27 protein-coding genes are annotated in these 22,930 nt (G+C 59.2%); 8 read left to right on the top strand and 19 right to left on the bottom strand.

Going from position 1 to position 22,930, the window contains the following annotated elements; all coding sequences use genetic code 11:
- The 4 genes from AC2FEE_RS01900 to AC2FEE_RS01885 all read right to left on the bottom strand — a co-directional run bounded on the left by AC2FEE_RS01900 (position 1) and on the right by AC2FEE_RS01885 (position 2,403).
- Positions 1–456, bottom strand: coding sequence for a DUF1178 family protein (locus tag AC2FEE_RS01900; protein ID WP_496862688.1), 456 nt, complete (start codon positions 454–456; stop codon positions 1–3).
- 71 nt (positions 457–527) lie between these two features.
- A complete protein-coding gene (locus tag AC2FEE_RS01895) occupies positions 528–992 on the bottom strand; it encodes an NUDIX hydrolase (RefSeq protein ID WP_496862686.1) in 465 nt (154 codons plus the stop codon).
- A gap of 119 nt (positions 993–1,111) precedes the next feature.
- A complete protein-coding gene (locus tag AC2FEE_RS01890) occupies positions 1,112–1,855 on the bottom strand; it encodes an EcsC family protein (RefSeq protein ID WP_496862684.1) in 744 nt (247 codons plus the stop codon).
- 53 nt (positions 1,856–1,908) lie between these two features.
- Entirely contained in the window at positions 1,909–2,403 is a 495-nt protein-coding gene (locus AC2FEE_RS01885) for a GNAT family N-acetyltransferase (RefSeq protein WP_496862682.1), read from the bottom strand.
- A 72-nt stretch (positions 2,404–2,475) separates the two neighbouring features.
- Between AC2FEE_RS01885 and AC2FEE_RS01880 the strand changes: the two genes are divergently transcribed.
- Complete coding sequence (locus AC2FEE_RS01880; RefSeq protein ID WP_496862681.1) at positions 2,476–3,081, top strand: flavin reductase family protein; 606 nt, start codon at positions 2,476–2,478, stop codon at positions 3,079–3,081.
- Positions 3,082–3,213: 132 nt separating this feature from the next.
- On the opposite strand, the gene AC2FEE_RS01875 is transcribed toward AC2FEE_RS01880, so the two are convergent.
- Positions 3,214–4,848, bottom strand: a complete 1,635-nt coding sequence (locus AC2FEE_RS01875; protein WP_496862680.1) for a SulP family inorganic anion transporter — start codon at positions 4,846–4,848, stop codon at positions 3,214–3,216.
- A gap of 205 nt (positions 4,849–5,053) precedes the next feature.
- Here AC2FEE_RS01875 and AC2FEE_RS01870 point away from each other — a divergent pair, with 205 nt between their 5' ends.
- Entirely contained in the window at positions 5,054–5,926 is an 873-nt protein-coding gene (locus AC2FEE_RS01870; protein ID WP_496862679.1) for an S-methyl-5'-thioadenosine phosphorylase, read from the top strand.
- Here the strand turns inward: AC2FEE_RS01870 and AC2FEE_RS01865 are convergent.
- Positions 5,923–6,795: an alpha/beta hydrolase gene (locus tag AC2FEE_RS01865; RefSeq protein ID WP_496862678.1), complete on the bottom strand. Its 873-nt coding sequence runs from the start codon at positions 6,793–6,795 to the stop codon at positions 5,923–5,925. The two genes, AC2FEE_RS01870 and AC2FEE_RS01865, sit on opposite strands and share 4 nt — an antisense overlap.
- A 246-nt stretch (positions 6,796–7,041) precedes the next feature.
- Between AC2FEE_RS01865 and AC2FEE_RS01860 the strand changes: the two genes are divergently transcribed.
- Complete coding sequence (locus AC2FEE_RS01860; RefSeq protein WP_496862677.1) at positions 7,042–7,671, top strand: LysE family translocator; 630 nt, start codon at positions 7,042–7,044, stop codon at positions 7,669–7,671.
- Positions 7,672–7,674: 3 nt separating this feature from the next.
- Here AC2FEE_RS01860 and AC2FEE_RS01855 read toward each other — a convergent pair whose 3' ends face one another.
- Positions 7,675–7,848: a hypothetical protein gene (locus AC2FEE_RS01855; protein WP_170354960.1), complete on the bottom strand. Its 174-nt coding sequence runs from the start codon at positions 7,846–7,848 to the stop codon at positions 7,675–7,677.
- Positions 7,849–7,953: 105 nt separating this feature from the next.
- Here AC2FEE_RS01855 and AC2FEE_RS01850 point away from each other — a divergent pair, with 105 nt between their 5' ends.
- The 3 genes from AC2FEE_RS01850 (at position 7,954) to AC2FEE_RS01840 (ending at position 9,359) form a co-directional block, all read left to right on the top strand.
- A complete protein-coding gene (locus tag AC2FEE_RS01850; protein WP_302477135.1) occupies positions 7,954–8,088 on the top strand; it encodes a hypothetical protein in 135 nt (44 codons plus the stop codon).
- A gap of 80 nt (positions 8,089–8,168) precedes the next feature.
- Positions 8,169–8,708, top strand: coding sequence for an adenine phosphoribosyltransferase (locus AC2FEE_RS01845; protein WP_170332709.1), 540 nt, complete (start codon positions 8,169–8,171; stop codon positions 8,706–8,708).
- 168 nt (positions 8,709–8,876) lie between these two features.
- Complete coding sequence (locus AC2FEE_RS01840; protein ID WP_496862676.1) at positions 8,877–9,359, top strand: fasciclin domain-containing protein; 483 nt, start codon at positions 8,877–8,879, stop codon at positions 9,357–9,359.
- A gap of 39 nt (positions 9,360–9,398) precedes the next feature.
- On the opposite strand, the gene AC2FEE_RS01835 is transcribed toward AC2FEE_RS01840, so the two are convergent.
- The 12 genes from AC2FEE_RS01835 to coxB form a co-directional block, all read right to left on the bottom strand.
- The gene (locus tag AC2FEE_RS01835; protein ID WP_496862675.1) at positions 9,399–10,811 is read right to left on the bottom strand and encodes an FAD-binding oxidoreductase; all 1,413 of its coding nucleotides are present in this window, start codon (positions 10,809–10,811) and stop codon (positions 9,399–9,401) included.
- Between the two features lie 38 nt (positions 10,812–10,849).
- Entirely contained in the window at positions 10,850–11,668 is an 819-nt protein-coding gene (locus AC2FEE_RS01830; RefSeq protein ID WP_496862674.1) for an MBL fold metallo-hydrolase, read from the bottom strand.
- An 87-nt stretch (positions 11,669–11,755) separates the two neighbouring features.
- Positions 11,756–12,244: an imm11 family protein gene (locus AC2FEE_RS01825; RefSeq protein WP_496862673.1), complete on the bottom strand. Its 489-nt coding sequence runs from the start codon at positions 12,242–12,244 to the stop codon at positions 11,756–11,758.
- Positions 12,245–12,381: 137 nt separating this feature from the next.
- On the bottom strand, positions 12,382–12,966 hold the full coding sequence (locus tag AC2FEE_RS01820) for a GNAT family N-acetyltransferase (protein ID WP_496862671.1): 585 nt from the start codon (positions 12,964–12,966) through the stop codon (positions 12,382–12,384).
- Positions 12,966–14,228 carry a M16 family metallopeptidase gene (locus tag AC2FEE_RS01815; RefSeq protein WP_496862670.1) on the bottom strand — a complete coding sequence of 421 codons (1,263 nt, stop codon included), beginning with the start codon at positions 14,226–14,228 and terminating at the stop codon, positions 12,966–12,968. The genes AC2FEE_RS01820 and AC2FEE_RS01815 overlap by 1 nt, the downstream gene beginning before the upstream one ends.
- Positions 14,225–15,613 carry a threonine synthase gene (gene thrC, locus AC2FEE_RS01810; RefSeq protein ID WP_496862669.1) on the bottom strand — a complete coding sequence of 463 codons (1,389 nt, stop codon included), beginning with the start codon at positions 15,611–15,613 and terminating at the stop codon, positions 14,225–14,227. The genes AC2FEE_RS01815 and thrC overlap by 4 nt, the downstream gene beginning before the upstream one ends.
- Positions 15,610–16,287, bottom strand: a complete 678-nt coding sequence (locus AC2FEE_RS01805; RefSeq protein ID WP_496862667.1) for an SURF1 family protein — start codon at positions 16,285–16,287, stop codon at positions 15,610–15,612. Before AC2FEE_RS01805 ends, thrC begins: the two co-directional genes overlap by 4 nt.
- A gap of 154 nt (positions 16,288–16,441) precedes the next feature.
- Positions 16,442–17,257 carry a cytochrome c oxidase subunit 3 gene (locus AC2FEE_RS01800; RefSeq protein ID WP_496862666.1) on the bottom strand — a complete coding sequence of 272 codons (816 nt, stop codon included), beginning with the start codon at positions 17,255–17,257 and terminating at the stop codon, positions 16,442–16,444.
- Positions 17,258–17,279: 22 nt separating this feature from the next.
- The gene (locus tag AC2FEE_RS01795) at positions 17,280–17,855 is read right to left on the bottom strand and encodes a cytochrome c oxidase assembly protein (protein WP_496862664.1); all 576 of its coding nucleotides are present in this window, start codon (positions 17,853–17,855) and stop codon (positions 17,280–17,282) included.
- Positions 17,855–18,016 carry a cytochrome c oxidase system small membrane protein gene (locus tag AC2FEE_RS01790; protein WP_496862663.1) on the bottom strand — a complete coding sequence of 54 codons (162 nt, stop codon included), beginning with the start codon at positions 18,014–18,016 and terminating at the stop codon, positions 17,855–17,857. Before AC2FEE_RS01790 ends, AC2FEE_RS01795 begins: the two co-directional genes overlap by 1 nt.
- Entirely contained in the window at positions 18,013–18,969 is a 957-nt protein-coding gene (gene cyoE / locus AC2FEE_RS01785; protein WP_496862662.1) for a heme o synthase, read from the bottom strand. Before cyoE ends, AC2FEE_RS01790 begins: the two co-directional genes overlap by 4 nt.
- Positions 18,970–19,043: 74 nt before the next feature.
- Positions 19,044–19,955 (bottom strand): cytochrome c oxidase subunit II, encoded by a 912-nt coding sequence (coxB, locus tag AC2FEE_RS01780; protein WP_496862661.1) that lies wholly within the window; start codon positions 19,953–19,955, stop codon positions 19,044–19,046.
- A gap of 176 nt (positions 19,956–20,131) precedes the next feature.
- Here coxB and tldD point away from each other — a divergent pair, with 176 nt between their 5' ends.
- Both tldD and dprA read left to right on the top strand, forming a co-directional pair.
- Positions 20,132–21,553 (top strand): metalloprotease TldD, encoded by a 1,422-nt coding sequence (gene tldD, locus AC2FEE_RS01775; RefSeq protein ID WP_496862660.1) that lies wholly within the window; start codon positions 20,132–20,134, stop codon positions 21,551–21,553.
- 228 nt (positions 21,554–21,781) lie between these two features.
- Positions 21,782–22,909, top strand: a complete 1,128-nt coding sequence (gene dprA / locus AC2FEE_RS01770) for a DNA-processing protein DprA (protein WP_496862659.1) — start codon at positions 21,782–21,784, stop codon at positions 22,907–22,909.
- The last annotated feature ends 21 nt before the right edge of the window (positions 22,910–22,930 follow it).

The raw sequence follows: 22,930 nt of genomic DNA, 5'->3' as shown, positions 1-22,930 counted from the left end.
CTAATTGGTCTTCCTGCTGGGCACAAATGGTAGCGGAGCTACCGGCACCCCATCATCAATCAGGGCCTGGGCTTCTTCCGGCCTGGCCTCGCCATAGATCGCCCGTTCGGGGGCATCGCCCAGATGAATCTTGCGGGCTTCGCTAGCGAAATCCTTGCCGACATAGTCCGAGTTCTCTTCGACCTTGCGGCGCAAATCAGCCAGTACTTCTTTGACGTCAGGTGCAGGGGCTGCCACATCTATCGTATCAGCTTCTGGCATCGGCGCCAGAGGTCGCACCTTGGCGTTGCGGGCCGGACGGACGCGTGGTGTCATAATCGCCTTTTCGACGTCACGACACCCGCACTCCGCGCATGTCACCATACCCGCAGTTGCCAGTTTGTCGTAAGCGGCGGCCGATTGAAACCAACTGTCAAATGTATGGCCGTTGCTGCATTTCAATGCGTACTGAATCATGGTCCGTCCAAATGTCGGTTGCCGAATAGATACCGAGGGACATGGCAAGATCAAGCCCTTCCAAAGGCAACTCAGTGCCTAACAGGCTCAAGCTTTCGTAACAATACTGCCAATTCGTGAGAATTTACCTTTTGAGCAGCCTTTTTTGAAGAAAACCACTTTCGGTCCCGCTGCCTCCACTCGGGAAAACGCGAGGCCACCGACTGCACCAATAGTGGAAACACATCTACAGAACACAGCACTGGCCCCTTTTTCTTGCGCTGCTTCTGGTAATGGAACCGCCCCAGCGCCTGCCTCTCGCACAGACCGCGAATACCGGCCTCTTCCCATGCTTCCTGACTGGCTGTCTCGGACGGGCTCAGACCGTCGATCAGCCATCCTTTGGGAATGATCCAACGACGAGATTTTCGCGTCGTTATCAGCAAAACCTCGGGGCGCCCCTGCTGGATACGATAACATAGCGCGGCCGACTGCTGCCGAACCGGCAAGTGCCGGGTCTTTCGCGAAACATATGGCGCGAGTCTGGCATCAGTCACGCTGTGCCGCCTTTCAACTAGAGTCCTTGCCTGTTTTCCCGCGGTTTTTTGCTTATTTAGCGGGCCTCTGGAAAACAGATACCATATAAAGCGTTTTTCTCCAAGCCCTTGGCTTTGGATCACATACGCGCCGCCAGCTTCCGAACCAGATCATCATGCGGGATATCTGCATCAATCGCCAAGCGCCGCAGACCAAAATGCACGCGGGCGATCTGCTGGTAATAGCGCGTATAGACATAGTTGGTGCTCCCCCCGGCGATCGCCCCAAGAACGGGCACGGATTGCGCCGCCAGTTTTTGCCCCAACACGACGGACAAACGCGGAGCAACCGTCGCGACCAACTTTTGCATGGCCGGGCCGGTTAACGTCAGCCTGACGGAAAAGAACCCAAGATCGGCACCATCGTCATTGGACAAAGGCCCTGCCGCCGACAGCACGCGCACGCAGTCGAACTTCACACCTTCCTCGGATGGGTCAAACCCCTCGCGTGCCGCGGCGCCCTGTATCGCGCGCAACAACATCGCAGTGGTCGCAGGCAGTTCCATCAAAGCAGTAGACACACCGCCCAAACCGCCCGCCGCCCCCATGGCGGTTGTCACTGCGGTGTTGACCCAGGGACGTTGATCGGGAACAGCACGGCGCGAGCCTTCCGCCGCGTGCATCGCCAGCCAAAGGGCCTGTTCCGTCGCACCCGTTAGACCCTGCCGGATAGGTTCCGGCAATTGTTCCAGCAGAGTTTCAGCCGACCCGCCCAGACTGTTCAACAGCTTGACGCCCGGACCGCCCGCTGACCTGTAATACCCGGCCAAACGGTCAAGTTCTGCTTCTGCATCCAGCTTTTCGACAAGCACCACGTCCTGCATAAATACCCTCCTGCCCTTTAGACATCGGGATTTATGGCCAGCGTTTCAATAGTTCAGCGACTCCAGCGGGTCACCGGGCCACGGACGCCATCCCAAACACCGGGCGACAATTCCACGCCCAGAACGCGGTCCGGGTTGGTGGGGGGCGGCATCTCGACCCCTTTGAGGAGAGTAAACCCGAACCGGGCGTAATAGGGCGCATCACCGACCAACATGACGCGCTCCCAACCCAACGCCCGACCAGCCTCGATGCCTTCATGGATCAGAAATCCGCCCAAACCCTCGCCCTGATGGGTAGGGTGCACAGCCACCGGCCCCAGCAGCAGCGCATCGTGATCGCCCACATGCACTGGCCAGAATCGAATGGCCCCAGCCAGGATGCCCTGCCCGTCCCGCGCCACCAGTGACATCCCCGTCACAGGTGGCACATCATCGCGCAGACGATACGAGGACAGCGCCTCTCGCCCCGGCGCAAAGCACAGGTCATAGAGGGCTTCAACCTCCCACCAATCATCCGGCTCTTCCGGCCTGATCCCGAACTGCTGCACCCCGGCCCTCTTTTCCTTGCTGGCTTTCGCCCTAGCACTTCGGTACGCCTTGGGCAAACGCTTGGAGATCAGATGTTCTACCGCCCCGAAGACGGCCACGGCCTGCCGCACAATCCGTTCAACGCCGTCATTACGCCGCGCCCGATCGGCTGGATTTCCAGCCGCGGTCTGGATGGGATCAACAATCTGGCGCCCTATTCCTTTTTCAACGGCGTCGCCTACACGCCACCGCAAGTGATGTTCGCGTCCACCGGAACCAAGCACGATCAGGATGGCGGTAAGGACAGTGTATCGAATATCCAGGCAACCGGCGTGTTTTGCGTGAACGTGGTTGCCCATGCACATCGCGACGCGATGAATGCCAGCTCAGCGGGCCTGCCCAAACATCACGACGAATTCGATCATGCCGGCCTGACACCGGTTGAATGCGAGACTATCCCTTGCGCCCGGGTCGAAGGCGCTCCGGCCGCATTGGAATGCAAGCTGACACAGATCGTCACTCTGCCAGGAGAGGCAAACCGGGTCGTGTTCGGCGAGGTCACTGGTGTTCACTTGCGTGACGATTGCCTGAAGGACGGTATTTTTGATGTGACAACCTTCAACCCGCTCGCACGGCTTGGATATCGGGACTATTCGGTGGTCACCGAGTTGTTTTCACTAAGCCGCCCGGACGATTGACACCGCCTAGGGGGCGTTGTTCCCAGCGCTCCTCGCGCGCCCATTCCGAGGTGTTTGAGGCCAGATGAAAGAAGGAATTCCTGTTTCCTCTGGCTGGCAATATCCAGTAGCGCGAGGCAGAGCCCCGAAAAATCAGTGGCCGCCCAAAATTCCGGTACGGACTGAATAATCGACGGCCAGTTCGTAATCCGGGTCATCATCGCTATCGACCATCAGGTGGCCGGCTTTGTTGAGCAGTTTGTGGCAGTCACGGCTGAGATGGCGCAGCATGACGCGTTTGCCTGCGGCCTCGTATTTACCGGCTATGTTTTCGATCGCCTGCAGCGCCGACTGGTCGACAACACGGCTTTCAGCAAAGTCCACGATCACCGTTTCCGGGTCGTTCGGTACATCGAACAACTCGACAAATCCATCGGACGAACCAAAGAACAGTGGGCCCTGGATCTCATAGACCTTGGCCCCTTTTTCGGTCGAAGACTCGCGGGTAACGGCGTGAATGCGCTTGGCATTGTTCCAAGCATAGGCCAGCGCCGAGACGATGACACCAACGACCACGGCAACCGCAAGGTCCTCCATCACGGTGACAACGGTCACCAGCACGATCACGAACGCATCGGTCAGAGGCACTTTGCGCAGGATCTTGAACGAGTTCCAGGCAAAGGTTCCGATCACCACCATGAACATCACCCCGACCAGCGCGGCCAGCGGGATCTGCTCGATCAGCGGCGCGGCAAACAGGATGAAGACCAGCAGGAACACCGCTGCCGCGATGCCCGCGATGCGGGTGCGGCCGCCGGATTTTACGTTGATCATCGACTGACCGATCATGGCGCAACCGCCCATACCACCGAAGAATCCAGTGGCCACGTTGGCGACGCCCTGCGCGATGCATTCCTGCGAGGCCCCTCCCCGCTTACCGGTGATTTCACCCACAAGATTCAACGTCAGCAGCGATTCAATCAGGCCGATGGCGGCCAGAATGACCGCATAAGGCAGGATGATTTCAAAGGTTTCCCAATTCAGTGGCACCATCGGGATGTGGAACGCAGGCAGCCCGCCCTCAATCGACGCCAGATCACCAACGCGCGGGACGTCCAAACCAAAGCCAATCACCAGAGCGGCAACGACCAGAATACCAGCCAGCGGCGCGGGAACGATGCGGGTAATGCGCGGCATGACCCAGATCACCGCCATGGTCAGCGCCACCAAACCCAGCATCGTGTAAAGCTGCAGGCCCGAGAGCCATTCACCCCCGACAACGCCGTGGCCGGTGTTTTCCATAGTACCCGGCACTTTGAACTGGCCCAACTGAGCAAGGAAGATCACGATGGCTAGGCCGTTCACAAATCCCAACATCACCGGATGCGGCACCAGACGGATGAACCGCCCCCAGTGCATGGCCCCGGCGATCACTTGCAGGATACCCATAAGCACCACGGTCGCAAACAGGTACTCGACACCGTGTTCCGCCACCAGCGCGACCATCACAACGGCCAGTGCCCCGGTTGCGCCCGAGATCATGCCCGGACGGCCGCCGACCAGTGCGGTGATCAGACCGACCATGAAAGCCGCATAAAGACCAACCAGCGGATGCACCCCCGCAACAAAGGCAAAGGCCACCGCTTCGGGCACCAACGCCAGCGCCACGGTCAGACCGGACAGCAGCTCGATCCGCAGGCGCGAAACAGTCAGCCCTTCGTCCGGAACCCAACGCAAGTCGGGTTTGGCAATACGATTGGCAAAGCTTGCCAGCATGGCTCGGGGCATAGGACAGTCCTGTTGGTATTTTGGGTTCGCGCGAAAGGGGCCTTGTAGCCGTCAAACCCGGCCTGAGATACCGCGTCAGGCGGGACCCTGATATGCGTCACACGCATACCTGACCAGCAACCAACACAAACCGTTGATGCCACTTGCCGAATCCTCTGCCGCCCCGCAGAAATTCCCCAAAGGTTTTTTCACGCGGAGCACAGCCATGACCCAGACCAAAATCGCCATCATCGGCGGATCAGGTATTTATGAGATCGATGGGCTGGAGAATGCGGAATGGGTTACCGTTGAAACCCCGTGGGGCGATCCATCTGATCAGATCCTGACCGGATCTTTGAACGGCGTAGAGATGGCTTTCCTGCCGCGCCACGGGCGCGGGCATGTGCATTCCCCGACCGAAGTGCCCTATCGCGCCAATATCGACGCGTTGAAGCGGCTGGGGGTGACGGATGTAATCTCGGTTTCTGCCTGCGGGTCGTTCCGCGAGCATATGGCACCAGGGGATTTCGTTATCGTGGATCAGTTCATCGACCGAACCTTTGCCCGCGAGAAAAGCTTCTTCGGCACTGGTTGCGTCGCCCATGTCAGCGTTGCCCACCCCACGTGTCCCCGCCTGTCCGATGCCTGTGAAACGGCTGGCAAGGCTGCGGGCATCACCATCCACCGCGGCGGCACCTATCTGGCGATGGAGGGGCCGCAGTTCTCGTCACTGGCGGAATCGAAAATGTATCGTGAACATTGGGGGTGTGACGTGATCGGCATGACCAACATGCCCGAGGCGAAACTCGCCCGCGAGGCCGAGCTTTGCTATGCCTCGATCGCCATGGTCACCGACTACGACAGCTGGCATCCGGATCACGGGGAAGTCGACGTGACCGCGATCATTGCCACCCTGACCGGTAATGCCGAAAAAGGCCGGGCTTTGGTCAAAGGTCTGCCCGACCTGCTGAGCAGCGAGCGCGCGCCCTGCCCGCATGGGTGTGACCGGGCGTTGGAATACGCCATTCTGACCGCGCCGGAAAAACGCGATCCTGCGCTGCTGGCCAAGCTGGATGCGGTTGCCGGTCGCATCCTCTAGCCAGGCTGTTGCTCCAACGCGCCTTGCACCTCAGCCCACAGCCCGTGAGACCAGAGATCGTTATGGGTTCCGCCGGCGATAACATGAAGTTGGGCAGTGTCCCCAGACATCGCCGCCAGCGCTTTACCGTGGTGCAGCGGGATGGTTTCGTCCTCGGTCCCGTGGAATATCAGGGTTGGCACGGTGATGCTGTCGATCAAGTCGCGGGTGGCGAACTGATCCTTCATTAGGGCGGAGACCGGCAGAAACGGATACCGCTCGGCCGCCACATCCACGGTAGCAGTGAACGGTGCCTCAAGCACCAGCAGCTGCGCATTAGGACGCTCTTTGGCCACCGCAGCCGCTATGCCGGTGCCGAGGCTCTGGCCGTGCAGGACAACGTCCGCGCCCTCTACGTCCAAACGGTCAAACAGCTGAATCCCGTCTGAGACCAACGCCAGTTCCGAGGGCTCTCCCTCGCTGCCCGGAAATCCGCGATAGCTGGGCGCAAGCAAGCCAAAACCGCTGTTGAGAATTTCACGCATTCGGTCAGCCCGGTCGCCCAGATTGCCACTTTGACCATGAAAGAACAGAACCGTCGGCGCGCCCTCGGTCGCTGGCGGCGCGGACCATGCGGTCAGCACCACGCCGTCGGACATGGGGACATTGATCACGTCCACGTCCGCCAGCCCAACAGCCTTGGGGTCGGGCAATTCTCCGGAGGGTTTGTACAGCAGCGCGTTCTGATTTGCGTACATGTACCCGACGATCCCGGCATAAAAAACGCCAGCGATCAGGACCAACAGGGTTAGCACACGTTTCACCCGCTTGGTCTTCGACCGGGACATGTCTTCGAACACTTTCGAATAGTCAGGGGACGTCTGCGTCACGTTTGCCTCCAATCCTGAGTTTATCCAAGTTTGGAGTGTCAAACGCGTGTTTCAAGGAAGATGTATAAGCCTTAACAGTTTCTTTATTCGGCGCAGACCGGGCGCCATGCCCGGGACAGGCGTAAAGAAAACTCGTCCACGCTCGAGAATTGTTCGTCCGAAACGGGTATCGGAACAATCCACGAAAAGCTTGACCTTGCCGCTGCGCCAAGGCTTGGTGGGCTCGACACTTGAGCAGGAGCCCCCATGTCGCTTGACCTTTGGCTGGCCTTTGTTGCCGCATCGACCGCTTTGCTTCTGATCCCCGGGCCGACCGTTCTGCTGGTGCTAAGCTATGCCCTGTCGAAGGGGCGCAGTGTTGCCGTGGCCTCGGCCACAGGGGTCGCGGTGGGGGATCTGGCGGCCATGACAGCGTCACTGCTGGGATTGGGGGCACTGGTGCTGGCTTCTGCCACGCTGTTTTCCGTGCTGAAGTGGGTGGGCGCGGCCTATCTGGTGTGGCTGGGCATCAAATTGCTGCGCAGCGCGCCTGCGGGCGGGCTGCAGACAGTGGAGACCGGGCGTGACGTCACCGCCCACAACGTTTTTGGCCACGCCGCCGCCGTCACCGCGCTAAACCCCAAATCCATCGCGTTTTTCATTGCGTTCGTGCCACAATTCCTGCGCCCGGCGGAACCTTTGGGTCCGCAATTTGCCATCCTGATTGCAACCTTCGTCGGCCTCGCCTGGCTGAACGCCTTGGCCTATGCGTTGCTGGCTGACCGCTTGCGCCGAATGATCGGACGGGCCGGGGTCATCACTGCGATGACCCGGTTCGGCGGTTTGACTCTGATCGGAATGGGGATAGCAACTGCCGTCCTGCGTCGCCCGGCCTGAGGATCAATCCTCGGCGTTTTCCTTCATGAAACCACGGATGAACCGCCGGATTTCCCGCGCGGCCGACGTATCCAGTTCCTTGCACAGTTCGACAAATGCGTCGCGTTCATCCTTGTCCAGACGCAAGACCAACTGACTGTTTTTCTTGGTAGAACCTTTACCGTCTTTCTTTGCCACGTTCTTTTCCCCGTCGAACATTTGATTCTTTGAGCGATACAGTGTATATACATCGCATAGAAGTTGTAGATATCGAGCACCTAACAATAAAAAAGGATTATGGCAATGAACCTTCATGCCGCTCAGGCATTTCTTTTGCGAGACCAGCGCAACTGGCGCAAACCGCATCTGTCGTGGCTGCCTGCCGCGCTTTACCGGTACAAAAGCCTGCCGAACTCTGTTTCGCAACGTCGCAAGTAAGGCGGCGGTAATCTTTCCTTGCAAGGCTGACCCCAATGGGCCAAACACGCCCGCGTGTTTTGACGCCAGAGGGGTTGGCCATGTCCAGAAACAAGTCGGTCAAGGATTACATCCGAACCATCGTTGATTTCCCGCACGAAGGGATCATGTTCCGGGACGTGACCACTCTGTTTGCTGACCCGCGCGGATTTCGCATGGCGATTGACCAGATGCTGCACCCCTATGCCGGTGAACGCATCGACAAGGTTGTCGGCCTTGAGGCGCGCGGTTTCATCCTCGGTGGCGCGATAGCGCACCAACTGAGCGTCGGCTTTGTCCCAATCCGCAAAAAGGGCAAGTTGCCCGGCACCACCATCAGCCAAGACTATAAACTGGAATATGGCGAGGCCATTGTCGAGATTCACGATGACGCTATTCAGCCGGGCGAGAAAATCCTTGTTGTCGATGATCTGTTGGCCACCGGAGGCACTGCAGCCGCCGGGATCAAGCTGATCGAACGCTTGGGGGGTGAGATCGTCTCGTGTTCCTTCATCATTGATCTGCCGGAGCTCGGCGGTCGCAAAGTGCTGGAAGAAATGGGCATGGATGTGCATATTCTGTGCGAGTTTGAAGGGCTGTAGGCACCCTGTGGTCACAAATTTGTGAGTGGATATCCGAGGTTAAGCGGGCTTAGCGCGGCTCAGCCCAATATCAACCCGGTCCCATAGACACATTCAGTGATCTTGTTGCGATGGAAACCCGTATCCCTGTTGATGCCGCTTGAGGCATTTCAACAAGGGATTTGTATCATGTTTCGCAAACTCGCTTACGCCGGCGTTGCCAGCCTGTTCGTCGGCACCTCCGCTTTCGCTGATGGCCACTCCAAGGATATCGTCGACACCGCTGTCGGTGCCGGCAGCTTTGAAACCCTCGTCGCTGCTGTTCAGGCCGCTGATCTGGTGGACACGCTGAAGGGCGAAGGCCCATTCACAGTGTTCGCCCCCACGGATGACGCTTTTGCGGCCCTGCCCGAAGGCACTGTGGAAACGCTCCTCATGCCTGAGAATAAGGATCAGCTGGTCGCGGTCCTGACCTATCACGTTGTGCCGGGCAAAGTGATGTCGGGCGATCTGTCCGACGATATGACCGCAGCCACGGTTCAGGGCGGAGACATCACGATTGATCTGGACAACGGTGTGATGGTGAATGACGCCAACGTCGTTCAGGCCGATATCGAGACCTCGAATGGCGTGATCCACGTCATCGACAAGGTCATCCTGCCGGGCTCGTAAATGTCTCGGCGCGGCCCGGCACAGTCAAGGGCCGCGTCTTCACCTGAGAACCGCGCCTGGGTTCATGATCCCCAAAGGATCCAGCGCGGTTTTGATGGTGCGCATGGCAGCCAACTTTGTCGCATCCCCGTATGTCTCCAGATCACCGGCCTTGAGCCTTCCGACCCCGTGCTCGGCACTGACGGATCCATCAAAAGCGTTGACCAGATCATGCACGGCGTGCTTCACAGCCTGCCGTTGCCCATCAAATTCTGACCGGTCATGGCCCAGCGGCGGGAAAACGTTGTAGTGCAGATTGCCGTCCCCCAAGTGCCCGAAGCAATTGATGCGGAATGGTCCCAGCGCTGTCACGACTTGGGCACCACGACCAATAAACTCGGGAATCCGCGAGATCGGGATCGAGATATCATGGCTCGACACAGACCCGATCAAGCGGTTCGCCTCCGGAATGCGTTCCCGTACCGCCCAAAGGTCCAAACGCTGCGCCTCGCTTTGCGCGATGACGGCATCGCCGACAAGGCCAGCCTTGTCCGCTTCCACGTATAGCGTTTCCAGCGCCTCCGACGGCGCGTGCCCGGCAAACAGCCCTATTTCGATCAGCACGCACCATTCCGGCTGGGCCTCAAAGGGTTGCCGCACATCCGGCAGTACCTCGGTCAGGAATTGCAGCCCTTGCCGGTGGATCAGCTCAAACGTACTGACCGCATCACCCAACTGGTCCCGCGCCAGCGCCAGCAACTCGATCGCGGCCTTAGGCGATATGACCTGTAACATCGCGGTTCCCACCGCTTCGGGCCGCGGAAACAGATGCAGCGAGGCCGCCGTGATAATCCCCAGCGTCCCCTCGGACCCGATCAACAGGTTGCGCAGATCATAACCGGTGTTGTCCTTGCGCAAGCGGCTCAGCCCGTGCCAGATCTCACCGTCGGGCAATACCGCCTCTAGCCCTAAGCATAGGTCGCGGGCATTGCCATAGCGCAGCACGTTCACCCCACCCGCATTGGTGGCGAGATTCCCTCCAATCCGGCAAGACCCCTGCGCGGCCAACGCCAGGGGGAACAGCCGGTTGGCTTTCTCAGCGGCGGACTGAACATCGGCCAGAATGGCGCCCGCCTCGGCGATCAGAATGTTCTCGGTCGGGTAAACCGCCCGTATCGCCGTCATCCGCTCCAGCGAGATCAACAGCGGCGCAGGGCCATCAGACATGACCTGCCCGCCCACCAGCCCGGTGCCGCCGCCATAGGGCACCACCGGAACCCACGCATCCGAAGCCAGTCGGACCAACGCAGACACGTCCTCAACCGTCCGCGGCAGAGCAAGCAGCCCCGCGTGCCCTGCAAACCGGCGACGCGGTTCCTCCAAGTAACGTTCGGTGACCGGGCGCAGGATATCGTCACCCAGATTGGCACGGATCAGCTTGGCAAGGTTCTCATCGGCAGGATTCAGTGTCATACTCCTTCCTTGCCCAAGCGGCCCTGTCCCCACAAGCCCTATTCCAATTCAATCAGATAGCGCGGCTCCAACACCACCACCGTGGGCCGGTCCGGAAGTGTCTGCAGCGAAACGACCAGTTCCGAGACACCGTCACGCTCGACCGGGAAGTCGTTGCGGATATCGATCAAAAATCGATCCAGTGAAAAGCCGGAAAACCAGTGCATCGGGATTATGACCGAGCTTTTCAGCCGCTTCAAAACCGAGATCATGTCGGGTAGCGGCATGGTTGTGCCGCCATCCACCGCAGCCATAACCACATCCAGCCGCCCCAAGGCCGCAAACTGCTCGTCCGATGGTACATGGTGCAGATGCCCCAGATGGCCAATACACAGCCCTTCGATCTCAAACACAAAGATCGAATTGCCGCGCTCTTCGACCCCACCATAGGGGGACCGGATATCGGTCGAGACATTACGCACCAGCATCTCACCCAGATCGAGGTGATGTTCGATTCCCTGACCGAACTCGCCCCAACCTGGCAACACGTGGGGAATAGCCGGATCGGGATGGGCGGTCCAATGGGTGCTGTGGGCGTGGTTCATGGTGACGACGTCCGGAATCAGGTCGGCGCTGCCGATAAAGCCGGTGAAGTCCGTCACAGCGTTCAAGCCGCCGCGCGTCTGGATCAGAAACGAGGCGTGGGCAATATAGCTGATCCGAACTGAATACTCCGGGATCGGATCTGTCCACGCGGCCTTGTGAACATACTCAATGCCAGGAGCAGCATCCGCGATGGCGATACAATGGCTCGGCCGCCGCTCCTGCGCCGCAGCCCCGCCTGAGATTACCAACAATGCCGCAACAATCCAGCGCATGAGGCAAGTGTAGCCCAGAACGCTGGTAAGTCACGCCCGCAGACATCGCGTCAGTGAAATCACGGATTTGGTCTTTTTGGGAGCAGTTCAGAGAACGATGCACTTCCGCAGCTTGAACGGGCGTGAGACTTTTGCTGCACGCAATGACTGTGCCAGCACATCGCTCACAAAAAACGTGCGGCGCATGTGTGCGTCCATCCAGAGGTCTGGCCCGTCCAACGCAGACGCGCTCACGGCGATATCCTTGTCCTGCATTGCTCCAGGCGGTTCCCAGATGTTGTGGTTTTCATATGGCTTATCTATGCGCGGAGATTGGTCGGTCAGCACGGCAGTCTTTTGTGCGCCGAAGTTTAAACAAAAGTACTCGCCTTCAACCGACGTGGTGCGATCATGCTGAAACAGTTTGACCGGATAGAGGTTGCCTTCACCGAGATCAAACTGGCGTAGAACTGCCGCACACGCGGAAGATACGGTCCACAGACCTCCAGCCATAAAGAAATCAGGCTGCTTCTTTTTTGTCTTTGTACTTCGCGTACATTTCTTTTGGGAAACAGTCTTCTGACTGCGGTTCTCCAAGTCTGTTTCGCTTCATGGCTTCAACAGCGCGTTCCAGATCCCTCAGGACAATGTCTGCCTCAAACCCTTAGATGCTCGCCGTGCCCACCATAGCATCGCTGATCCAGATCATTGGTTTTTTGGGCCGCGCCATTGACCTACCCCACGTCGGTCTTCCCGCGCCGGTCTGATCGCAGGCTGGCATAGAGCACATGCGTCCGCCAGCGTCCGTTGATCTGCAGATACGACTGTGCAACGCCCTCGTATTTGAAGCCCGAACTTTCCAGCAACCCGCGTGAGGGCTTGTTTTCGGGCAGGCAGGCCGCCTCAATCCGGCTCAGGTCCAGACGGGTAAAGGCGTGGTGCACCACAGCTCCAATCGCCTCGCGCATATACCCGTTGCGGGCGAAGGCCTCACCGGTCCAATACCCAAGTGTCCCCGCCTGTGCCGGACCGCGTCGCACATTGTCCAGCGTGATCGCACCAACCAGCACGTCATCCGTGCGGCGGAACAGGAACAAAGGGATCGCCGTGCCGCTGGAAACCGACCGCTGCGCCCAATAAACCCGATTAGTGAATGACTTCCGGCTCAGGTGATCCTTGGCCCAGACCGGCTCCCACGGCGTCAGGAAGCCCTTGGAGGAACGCCGCAGCGCCGCCCAGTCGTTAAAGTCGGAGTGCACGGGCGGGCGCAAGCTCAGGCGCTCGGTTTCGAGTTTCAGCTTGCGTCTGCCCAACAGCATCACGCCGCACGCCTCTCCTGCAACTTGTCCAGCGTCGGCGCGCCTGAGACCGGGCCATAAAGCGCCAGCGCAGCCGGAGCCTTGACGGCCATGTCTTCGGCGAAGGCGCGCACGTCTTCGGTGCTGACAGCGTCGATTTTGGCGACGGTATCCTCAAGCGAGGGTACCCGGCCCCAGATCTGCACCAACCGCGCCAGGCGCTCGGCGCGGTTTGACGGGCTTTCCAGCCCCATCAGCATTCCGGCCTTCATCTGGGCACGCGCACGAGCAACCTCTTCGGGGCTCATGTCCTCAGCGGCGCGCTTCATCTCGTCGATGGTGATTGTCGCCAATTCCGCGACCTGCTCGGCCGAGGTGCCTGCATAAATCGTGGTCGTCCCGGTATCGGCATAGGCGCCGGTCTGCGCGAAGATCGTATAGCAGAGCCCGCGCGTTTCCCGCACTTCCTGAAACAGGCGCGAGGACATACCGCCACCCAACGCAGTCGAGTAAATCTGTGCCGTGTAGATCGCATCGTCGCGATAACCCGGGCTTTCCAGCGCCAGCGCGAAATGGGCCTGTTCCAGCTCTTTCTCTTGCCGTGCCTCACCACCAGTGAACCGGGCCGCTTCGGGGATCAGGCCCTTGCGCGGCTGTAGATGGCCAAACATCTCTTCGGCTATTTTTATCAGCGCATCGTGATCCACGGCGCCAGCGGCCGACAGGATCATCTGCTCGGGGCCGTAATGTTCGGCCACGAATCCCGACAGGTCTTCACGCGAGAACGCACTCACTCGCTCGGTCGGGCCAAGAATGGTGCGGCCCAACGGCTGATCGTGATAGCTCTGCTCTTGCAACCAGTCAAAAATCACATCGTCGGGCGTATCATAGGCCTGGCCGATCTCTTGCAGGATCACGCCCCGCTCTACCTCGATCTCGCGCGGGTCAAAGACCGGGTTCAGAACGATGTCACCGATTACGTCCATCGCCAGCGCCACATCGTTTTTCAGAACGCGCGCGTAATAGGCCGTCACCTCGCGCGAGGTATAGGCGTTGATATAGCCGCCCACATCCTCGATCGCTTCGGCAATTTGCAGCGCCGATCGCCGCTCGGTTCCCTTGAAGGCCATATGCTCAAGGAAATGCGCAATCCCGTTCTGCTCGATCCGCTCATGCCGCCCACCGGCGGTTACCCAAATGCCGATGGCCGCTGATTGCAGCCCCGGCATGTTTTCACTGACGATACGAAATCCGTTCTTCAGTTGGTCTTGTCTGACAGTCACTCGGCGATATGCCCTTTGATATGATCCTCAAGGGCGCCCAGATCATTGACAATGCGGGTCACCCGTTCCGGACGTTCATACAGATCAGACATGCGGGAGGGAAGAGGCGGATGCACGTCGCTCGCCTTCTCGACCGCTGCGGGGAATTTCGCGGGATGCGCTGTGGCCAGGGTGACCATAGGCACGTCTGCCGAGCGATGCTCTTCGGCGACTTTGATGCCAACGGCCGTGTGGGGGCAGACCAACTCAGCACTGTGCTCCAGCGTGTGTTTGATCGTCTCCAGCGTTTCCTCTTCAGACACCCGGCCCGAGTCAAAGATTTCGCATAGCGTTTCCATTGCGCCCTGACTGACGTTGAAACCGCCATTTTTGAGCTCATCCATCAGTTGGGCGACGGCCCCGCCATCCTCGCCATATGCATAAAACAGAGCGCGCTCAAAGTTCGAGCTGACCTGAATGTCCATCGACGGGCTGATCGAGGGGATGGTGTCACCTTTGAAATACCCCTCGCCAGACAGGCAGCGATGCAGGATGTCATTCTGGTTAGTCGCCACGACCAGACGGTCGATAGGCAGCCCCATACGCTTAGCCAGATAACCCGCGAAGATGTCGCCAAAGTTACCGGTCGGCACTGTAAAACTGACCTTGCGACGGGGTGCGCCAAGGCTGACGGCGGCCGAAAAGTAATAAACGATCTGCGCCAGAACCCGAGCGAAGTTGATCGAGTTCACGCCCGCCAGCTTCACGCCGTCACGAAAATCAAAATCGTTGAACATGTCTTTCAGCGCGGCCTGACAATCATCGAAATCGCCATCCACGGCCAAGGCATGAACGTTACTGTCGTCGGGCGTCGTCATCTGGCGGCGCTGCACCTCGGAGACACGGCCATGCGGGAACAGGATGAACACGTCCACGGCGTCCAGCCCCCGGAATGCCTCGATAGCCGCCGAGCCGGTGTCACCGCTGGTCGCCCCCACAATAGTCACACGGTCGCCACGTCGTTTCAGCGCGACCTGAAACAGCTGACCGATCAACTGCATGGCAAAGTCTTTGAACGCCAGCGTCGGACCGTGAAACAGCTCTAGCAGGAAGTGGTTCTCGTTCAGCTGCGTCAGCGGCGCTCGGGCATCATGACCAAAACCTTCGTAAGCACGGGCGATGATCGCCTTGAACTCATCCTCTGCGAACGACCCGCTGACATAGGGCCACATCACCCGAAAGGCGATTTCCTCATAGGGCTGACCGGCCAGAGCGGCGATCTCGTCCTGCGTCATCACCGGAATCTCGGCAGGCAGGTACAGGCCGCCATCGCGGGCCAGCCCGGTCAGCATCGCCTCTTCAAAGGTCAGTTCAGGCGCTTGGCCACGGGTCGAGATGTATTTCATTGCTCTTCACTCTCAGAAGGGGCGCGGTTGCGCCACAGGAAATAACCGGTCATCGCGGCCCAGACCAGAGCCAGACCAAACCATGTGATTGCATATTGCAGGTGATCGTTGGGAATGCCCGCCGTGTCCACCGGCAGTGGCGTAACCCCCGGATCAGATTCCGATCGGGCAATCAACAGCACGGGCTCGGCCTCCAGGGCCGCAGCCAGATTGGGTACGTCTCGGGCAAACCAGATGTTGTCGTCAATGTCCGGCGCGGGCGTGTAGCTGTCGATCTCGTCCGGCCAGTGCAGATTGCCAGTAACCTCCATCGGCCCGGTCAAGCGATCAGCCTGCTTGGCTGTCGTCTTCACAAAACCCCGGTCCACAAGGATGGTCCGGTCTTCCGTGCTGAAGGATTGGATGATCCGATACCCCGCCCCAACCTGCTTGACCGAAACCAGAACATGAATTTCTCCCGGCTCCATTTCTCCGGCCACCGTCACCGGTAAGTATCTGTCACGCTCTCGCGAGATATCCTGCGGCAAGCCCACAGGCTCTGCCTCAATCCTAGCTTCGATGTCCGACAGCACATCCTGTTTCCACGCCAACCTTTGCACTTGCCAAACGCCCAGCCAGACCAACACGCCCAAGCCGGTAAGACCGAAGATCAGCAAAAAGAGAATGCGGTGCATCTTTAGACCATGTTGCAAAGCCGGAACCGGCGTCTTGTTAAGGGGCACGCGGACCGAATTGCAACCACGCAATTGTATCGGGCGCAATCTTGCACCTGATCGAGAAAAAGCCGCCCCAAGGGACGGCTTTTGCAATTGAACAGTCCGACCGGCGTTACATCAGCGGCGCCTGCCCCCAGATGTAGACGGCGAAGAACAGGAACAGCCAGACAACATCAACGAAGTGCCAGTACCAGGCCGCGGCCTCGAACCCGACGTGCTTTTCGGGGGTAAAATCACCGCGCAACGCCCGGATCAGGCAGACGGACAGGAAGATCGTCCCGATGATCACGTGAGCACCATGGAAGCCGGTTGCCATGAAGAAGTTGGAATAAAACTGGTCGCCACCGAATTTCCAGCCGTCATGGGCCAGCAGCTCGTAATACTCAAAGCCCTGCAGGAAGGTAAATGCGATGCCCAAAGCGATACCGATGGCCAGGCCCTGCACCAGCGCCCTGCGATCATTGTTATGGACCAGAGCATGGTGCGCCCAGGTGATGGCACAACCCGACAGCAGCAGAACCAGTGTGTTGATCAGCGGCAGGTGGAACGGATCTACCGCGTGGATATCCGGCTGGATGTATTCGGTGCCGGCATAATCGTACATCGGATACATGCGATGTTTGAAGAACGACCAGAACCAGGCGAAAAAGAACATCACCTCGGACATCACGAACAGGATGAAGCCATAGCGCAGGCCGATACGCACGACTGGCGTGTGATCCCCCGCGCGGCTTTCGGCCACCACTTCGGACCACCATGCAAACATGGTGTAGAGAACGGCCACCAGACCGGCCCAGAACATGAACGAGGTGATGCCGTGCATCCAGAGGACAGCTCCGAACAGCATCACAAAGCCGCCGACCGCGCCGAAAAGTGGCCAGATCGACGGGGTCAGAATGTGATAATCATGGTTTTTAGCGTGTGCCATCAGCGTCCCTCACCTACAGGCGTTAGTTCGTGTTTGTATCTGCCTGCATTTCAAGGGCGGCGTAGCCCTCGGGCAGGTCTATTTCATAAAATGTATACGACAGAGTGATCGTATGCACATACTTGGCTTCAAGATCCTCGACCATTTCAGGATCGACGAAGAATGTTACCGGCATCTGAACCCGTTCACCGGGCCGCAGTACCTGCTCTTCAAAGCAGAAGCAGGCGATTTTCTGGAAATACCCACCGGCCGAATAAGGCGCGACGTTATAGGACGCCTGCCCGGCAATCGGCCGGTCGGTCGGATTATAGGCCTCATAGAAGGCCAACCCGGTTTCACCGATACGCACTTCCATCTCACGCTCGACCGGCTTGAACTCCCAAGCCATGTCCTTGGCCTTCGAGGCGTCAAAGCGGACGGTCACAGTGCGGTCCAGAATATCCCCGGGCGCTTGCGCGGAAACGCCGGTGGTACCGCCAAATCCGGTGACGCGGCAAAACCAGTCGTAGAACGGGACAGCGGCCCAGGCCAGGCTGCCCATCAGGACAACCACACCCACCGTCTGCGCTACCGTTTTCTGCGGACCGGTCAATGCCATCAGTTCTGCACCTCCTGCGTCGGCACACCCAGACTTGTGCCTGAGACTTTGACGATCGTCAGGCCGAAAATGATCACGATGAAGGCCGCCAGTGTCAGACCGACACCCAGATTGCGGCTAAAGCGGCGTTCATGCAGTTCGTGGCTTTTGCGCAGGCTCATGACCAACCTCCCAAGCCAAAGGGTTTCAACAGCGCTTCGGCCAGAATCGCACCGAAGTGCAGGAACAGGTAGAGCAGTGACAGCTTGAAGAAAGAGCGCTCGACCTTGAAATTGTCCGCCTCTGCATCGTTCTCGGTCCGGCGCGAGATCTGCCACGCACCGCGCAGGAACAGGGCGTTCATCACCACCGCAACTGTCAGATAGATCGGACCGCCAATGCCCGAGAACGCGGCGCCGATTGCCAGCACAGCCAGGAACGCAGTGTAGACCAGAATATGCCATCGGGTCGCGCGGCGACCGTGGGTCACGGTCAGCATCGGCACACCCGCATCGTCATAGTCCGAGCGCATGAACAACGCCAGCGCCCAGAAATGTGGCGGCGTCCACATGAAGGTCAGGGCGAACATCAACCACGGTTCCAGCGTCATCGACCCGGTGGCTGCCACCCAGCCGATCACCGGTGGGAATGCCCCAGCCGCGCCGCCAATCACGATGTTCTGAGGCGTCAAGCGCTTCAGCCACATTGTGTAGACGACCACGTAGAAAAAGATGGTGAAAGCCAGAAAGGCACCGGCGAGCCAGTTCGTCGCCAGCCCCAGCATGATTACGGACAGGCCGGAAAGCGCCAGTCCAAGCGCCAGAGCTTCGCCCTCGTCCACCTTGCCGGACGGGATCGGGCGACGTTTGGTGCGTTTCATAACCTTGTCGATATCCGCATCCCACCACATGTTCAGCGCGCCGGACGCGCCACCGCCGATGGCGATGAACAGGATGGCACAAAAGCCCACAAACGGATGCACCGGTATCGGGGCCGCCAGCAGACCGACCAGAGCGGTAAACACGACCAGAGACATCACGCGCGGTTTCAACAAGGCGAAATAGTCGCCAAAGTTGGCCTCGTCCGCGTGCGCCGTGGCGTTCACAGTGCTGGCATTGATGCTTGCGTCGCTCATGTCCGGTCCTTCTGAGGGCCAAAGCTGCGCGATCCCCGCGCAGTCTGCGTGTGTTTACCTAGGCCTTGACAGGCTCAGTTCGAGGCAACCTGATAGGCGGCAGGCTGACCCGCATACTCTTCCAGAGCACCTTGCAACCATTGCTCATACGCCTCTTCGCTGACCACTTTGACCGTGATCGGCATATAGGCGTGGTCCTTGCCGCACAGCTCCGAACACTGGCCGAAATAGACGCCTTCCTTGTCAGCCTGGAACCACAGTTCCGCCAGCCGACCCGGCACACCGTCCTGCTTTACGCCGAAGGACGGGATGGTCCACGAGTGGATCACGTCGGAGGCGGTGACCTGCATCACGATGACCTTGCCGACCGGTACGACAACGGCGGTGTCGGTGGCCAGCAGCCATTCGTCATCGCTATATCCGGCATCGGCCAGCTTGGCGCGCATGGCGTCATCCAGAACGAACGGAGTGACATCCGCATCACCGGGGCGCGAACCTTCGTCCAGCGTGGCCGGGTGACCCAGCAGGTAGCTGTCGAACGCAAAATCGTGATCGACATACTCGTAGGTCCAGTACCACTGGTTGCCCACCACCTTGATCACAACGTCGCCCTCGGGAATTTCCTGTTGCTTGAACAGAACCGGCAGCGAGAAGGCACCGATAAAGACCAGAATCAGGATCGGGCCCAACGTCCAGGCGATCTCAACCGGGGTATAGTGCGAGAAGCCCGCCGGTGTGGGGTTCACACGCTTGTTGTAACGCACGATGCAATAGATCAGCAGCGCAGCTACGAACAGGCAGATCACGGTGATGATCACCAGAATCATGCCGTCCAGCCGCTGAATCCCGTCGGCAAGGCTGGTGGCCGCGGGCTGGAAACCCATGCCGCCGTCAACCGGTTTCCCAATAATTTCAAGCTCCTGAGCCATGGCGGGAAGGCTGGAGAGGGCTGTCATGAACCCCGAAAGCATCAAAGCATTCTTCATTTTCTGTCCTGATCGTTTGATCTTTGCGTCCCTGTCGAAAAGGTGTGAATCGGTCGCACCTCTCCCGTTGTCTTTGGCGAAGTTAAAAACCATATTCCTGATGCTAGATAAAGCAAAATGCTTGCGTCAAACAGACGCTATTTTTGATCTGGATCAAACCCGAAAGGTCCCAAGTGATGCCCAACGACCCGTTTCGCCCATTTGAAAGCGCCCTTCCGCAGGACGAAGCGCTTGCGGTTTTGCAGTCTGCCACTGCCGGGGCTGAAGACGGAGAACTGTTCGTAGAACGGCGAAAATCCGAAGCTCTGCTCTTTGATGACGGGCGTTTGAAGACCGCATCCTATGACGCATCCGAAGGGTTCGGCCTGCGGGCAGTTCAAGGTGAGGTTGCGGCGTATGCCCATTCCACCGACGTCTCGATTCCGGCGCTGAAACGGGCGGCGGAAACCGCTCGCCTAGCTGTGGGTGACGGTGGCGGTATATTGGCTGAGGCGCCGCGCCCTACCAATACGCGGCTTTATACGGACGAAGACCCGATCGAATCCGCCAGCTTCCCGGTCAAGATCGAAACCCTGCGCGAGATCGATGCCTACGCCCGCGACCTTGACCCGCGCGTCGTACAGGTCAGCGCCACCATTGCCGCCGCCGTGCAAGAGGTCGAAATCCTGCGGCCTGATGGCGTTTTGGTGCGTGATGTCCGTCCGATGACTCGCCTGAATATCTCGGTCATTGCGGAGCAGAACGGCCGCCGCGAAAGCGGCTCGGCGGGTGGTGGAGGTCGCGTGGGTCTGGACGGGCTGATTGATCCCTCTGATTGGCAGGACAAAGCCCGCGAGGCGCTAAGGATCGCGCTGATCAATCTGGACGCCGTCCCTGCCCCGGCCGGTGTGATGGAGGTCGCCCTCGGCCCCGGCTGGCCCGGCATCCTGCTGCACGAGGCCATCGGGCACGGGTTGGAAGGCGATTTCAACCGCAAAGGAAGTTCAGCCTTTGCTGGGCTTATGGGCCAGCAGATTGCATCGAAAGGCGTGACCGTTGTCGATGACGGTACCATCGCGGACCGGCGCGGCTCGATCACGGTAGATGACGAAGGCACACCAAGTTCGCGGACCGTGCTGATTGAAGATGGCATTCTGACCGGCTACATGCAGGACAGGCAGAACGCCCGATTGATGGGAGTTACACCTACCGGCAACGGGCGGCGTCAGAGCTATGCGCACAAACCCATGCCGCGCATGACCAATACGGTGATGCTGGGCGGGAACGCCGATCCTGCGTCTTTGGTTGCAGATATTAAAGACGGCATCTGGGCCGTGGGTTTTGGCGGCGGTCAAGTGGATATCACCAACGGCAAGTTTGTGTTTTCCTGCACCGAAGCATACCGGGTCGAAAACGGTAAAATCGGCGCACCGGTCAAAGGCGCGACATTGATCGGCGACGGGCCATCTGCGCTGAACCGCATCCGCGGCTTGGGCAACGACATGGCACTGGATCCGGGCATGGGAACCTGTGGCAAGGACGGTCAATGGGTGCCGGTCGGCGTTGGTCAGCCTACGGTTCTGCTGGATGGTCTGACGATCGGCGGATCAGCCGCCTGAGAGAGAATCGGCCCCCGCGATGGTTAACGCCGCGCCGTTGGAAATTTGGTTTTTTTCCGTCTGCTTGTTTCACACCTCAAGCAGACGTCTTTATTTTGCGCTTTAAAATCAGCCTATTACAAAGTTTCGCACATAAATCCCCGAAAATTTTCCGAATAATTTGACAGGATTCACAAGCTGTTAACCCCTGCAGCCGTAAACCAGTTCTGCAATCAGGCGGAGCAACGGATGACCGAAGAGCAGCTTTCTTCCAATCACCCCACACTCCCACCCACCACGGAAGAGGATCAGTTTTCCTGGCTTCGTCTGTTGCGCTCGCGCAAGGTCGGTCCGGCGACGTTTCGTCGGCTATTGCGGGAACATGGCTCGGCGCAGAACGCGCTGGTCGCGCTGCCTGAAATGGCACGTGCTGCCGGAATTGAAGGGTATGAAATTTGCCCGCCCGGCGTGATTGAGGCGGAACTCAAGGCCGCAAGAGTCGCTAATGCACGGCTTTTGTGCCTTGGGTCCGCTGATTTTCCTGATGCCTTGAATGACTTGTCGGATGCCCCTCCGATGTTGTGGGCGATTGGTGATGTGTTTTTGCTGCGCAAACCCTGCATTGCGATGGTCGGGGCGCGCAACTGTTCGTCTTTGGGTGCACGCATGGCGCGTGGGTTGGCGACCGACCTTGGAAAGCAAGGGTATGTCGTCGTGTCAGGGTTGGCGCGCGGAATCGACACTTCAGCACATATGGCGGCATTGGATACCGGCACTGTTGCGGTCATGGCCGGCGGCGTGGACGTAATCTACCCGGCAGAAAACACCGATCTGGCCAGAGACATCGCCCAATCGGGGCTGCGCGTGTCCGAGCAACCGATGGGCGTGACCCCGCAGGCACGGCACTTTCCACGCCGTAATCGGATCATCTCGGGGCTGGCTCAGGCGGTTGTCGTGGTTGAAGCCGCCGCTAAATCCGGCAGCCTGATCACCGCGCGGGACGCCTTGGATCAGGGGCGCGAGGTTCTGGCTGTACCCGGCCACCCATTTGATGCCCGTGCGGCCGGATGCAACCTGTTGATCCGCGACGGGGCCACCTTGGTGCGGGCCGCCGAAGACGTGATCGAAGCGTTGCCACAGAAGCGTGCAGACTTGTTCGAGCCCCCCCTGCCTGAAGCACCCGTGGAACCGGCCCCCTCAAGTGCATCCTTACATGATGAGATACTGGCCCGGCTGGGGCCGTCACCAATTGCCGAAGACCAGTTGATCCGCGACATCGCCGCCACTGCGGGCGAGATCGGTCCGGCTCTGGTCGATCTGGAACTGGACGGGCGCATTCAGCGCCAGCCCGGTGGCTTACTGTCCCTGACGGCCTGACGCACTTTCGGGGGACGCGCG

The organism is Ruegeria sp. YTSC199 (assembly GCF_059609725.1).
This window is presented reverse-complemented; position numbering and strand designations above follow the sequence as displayed.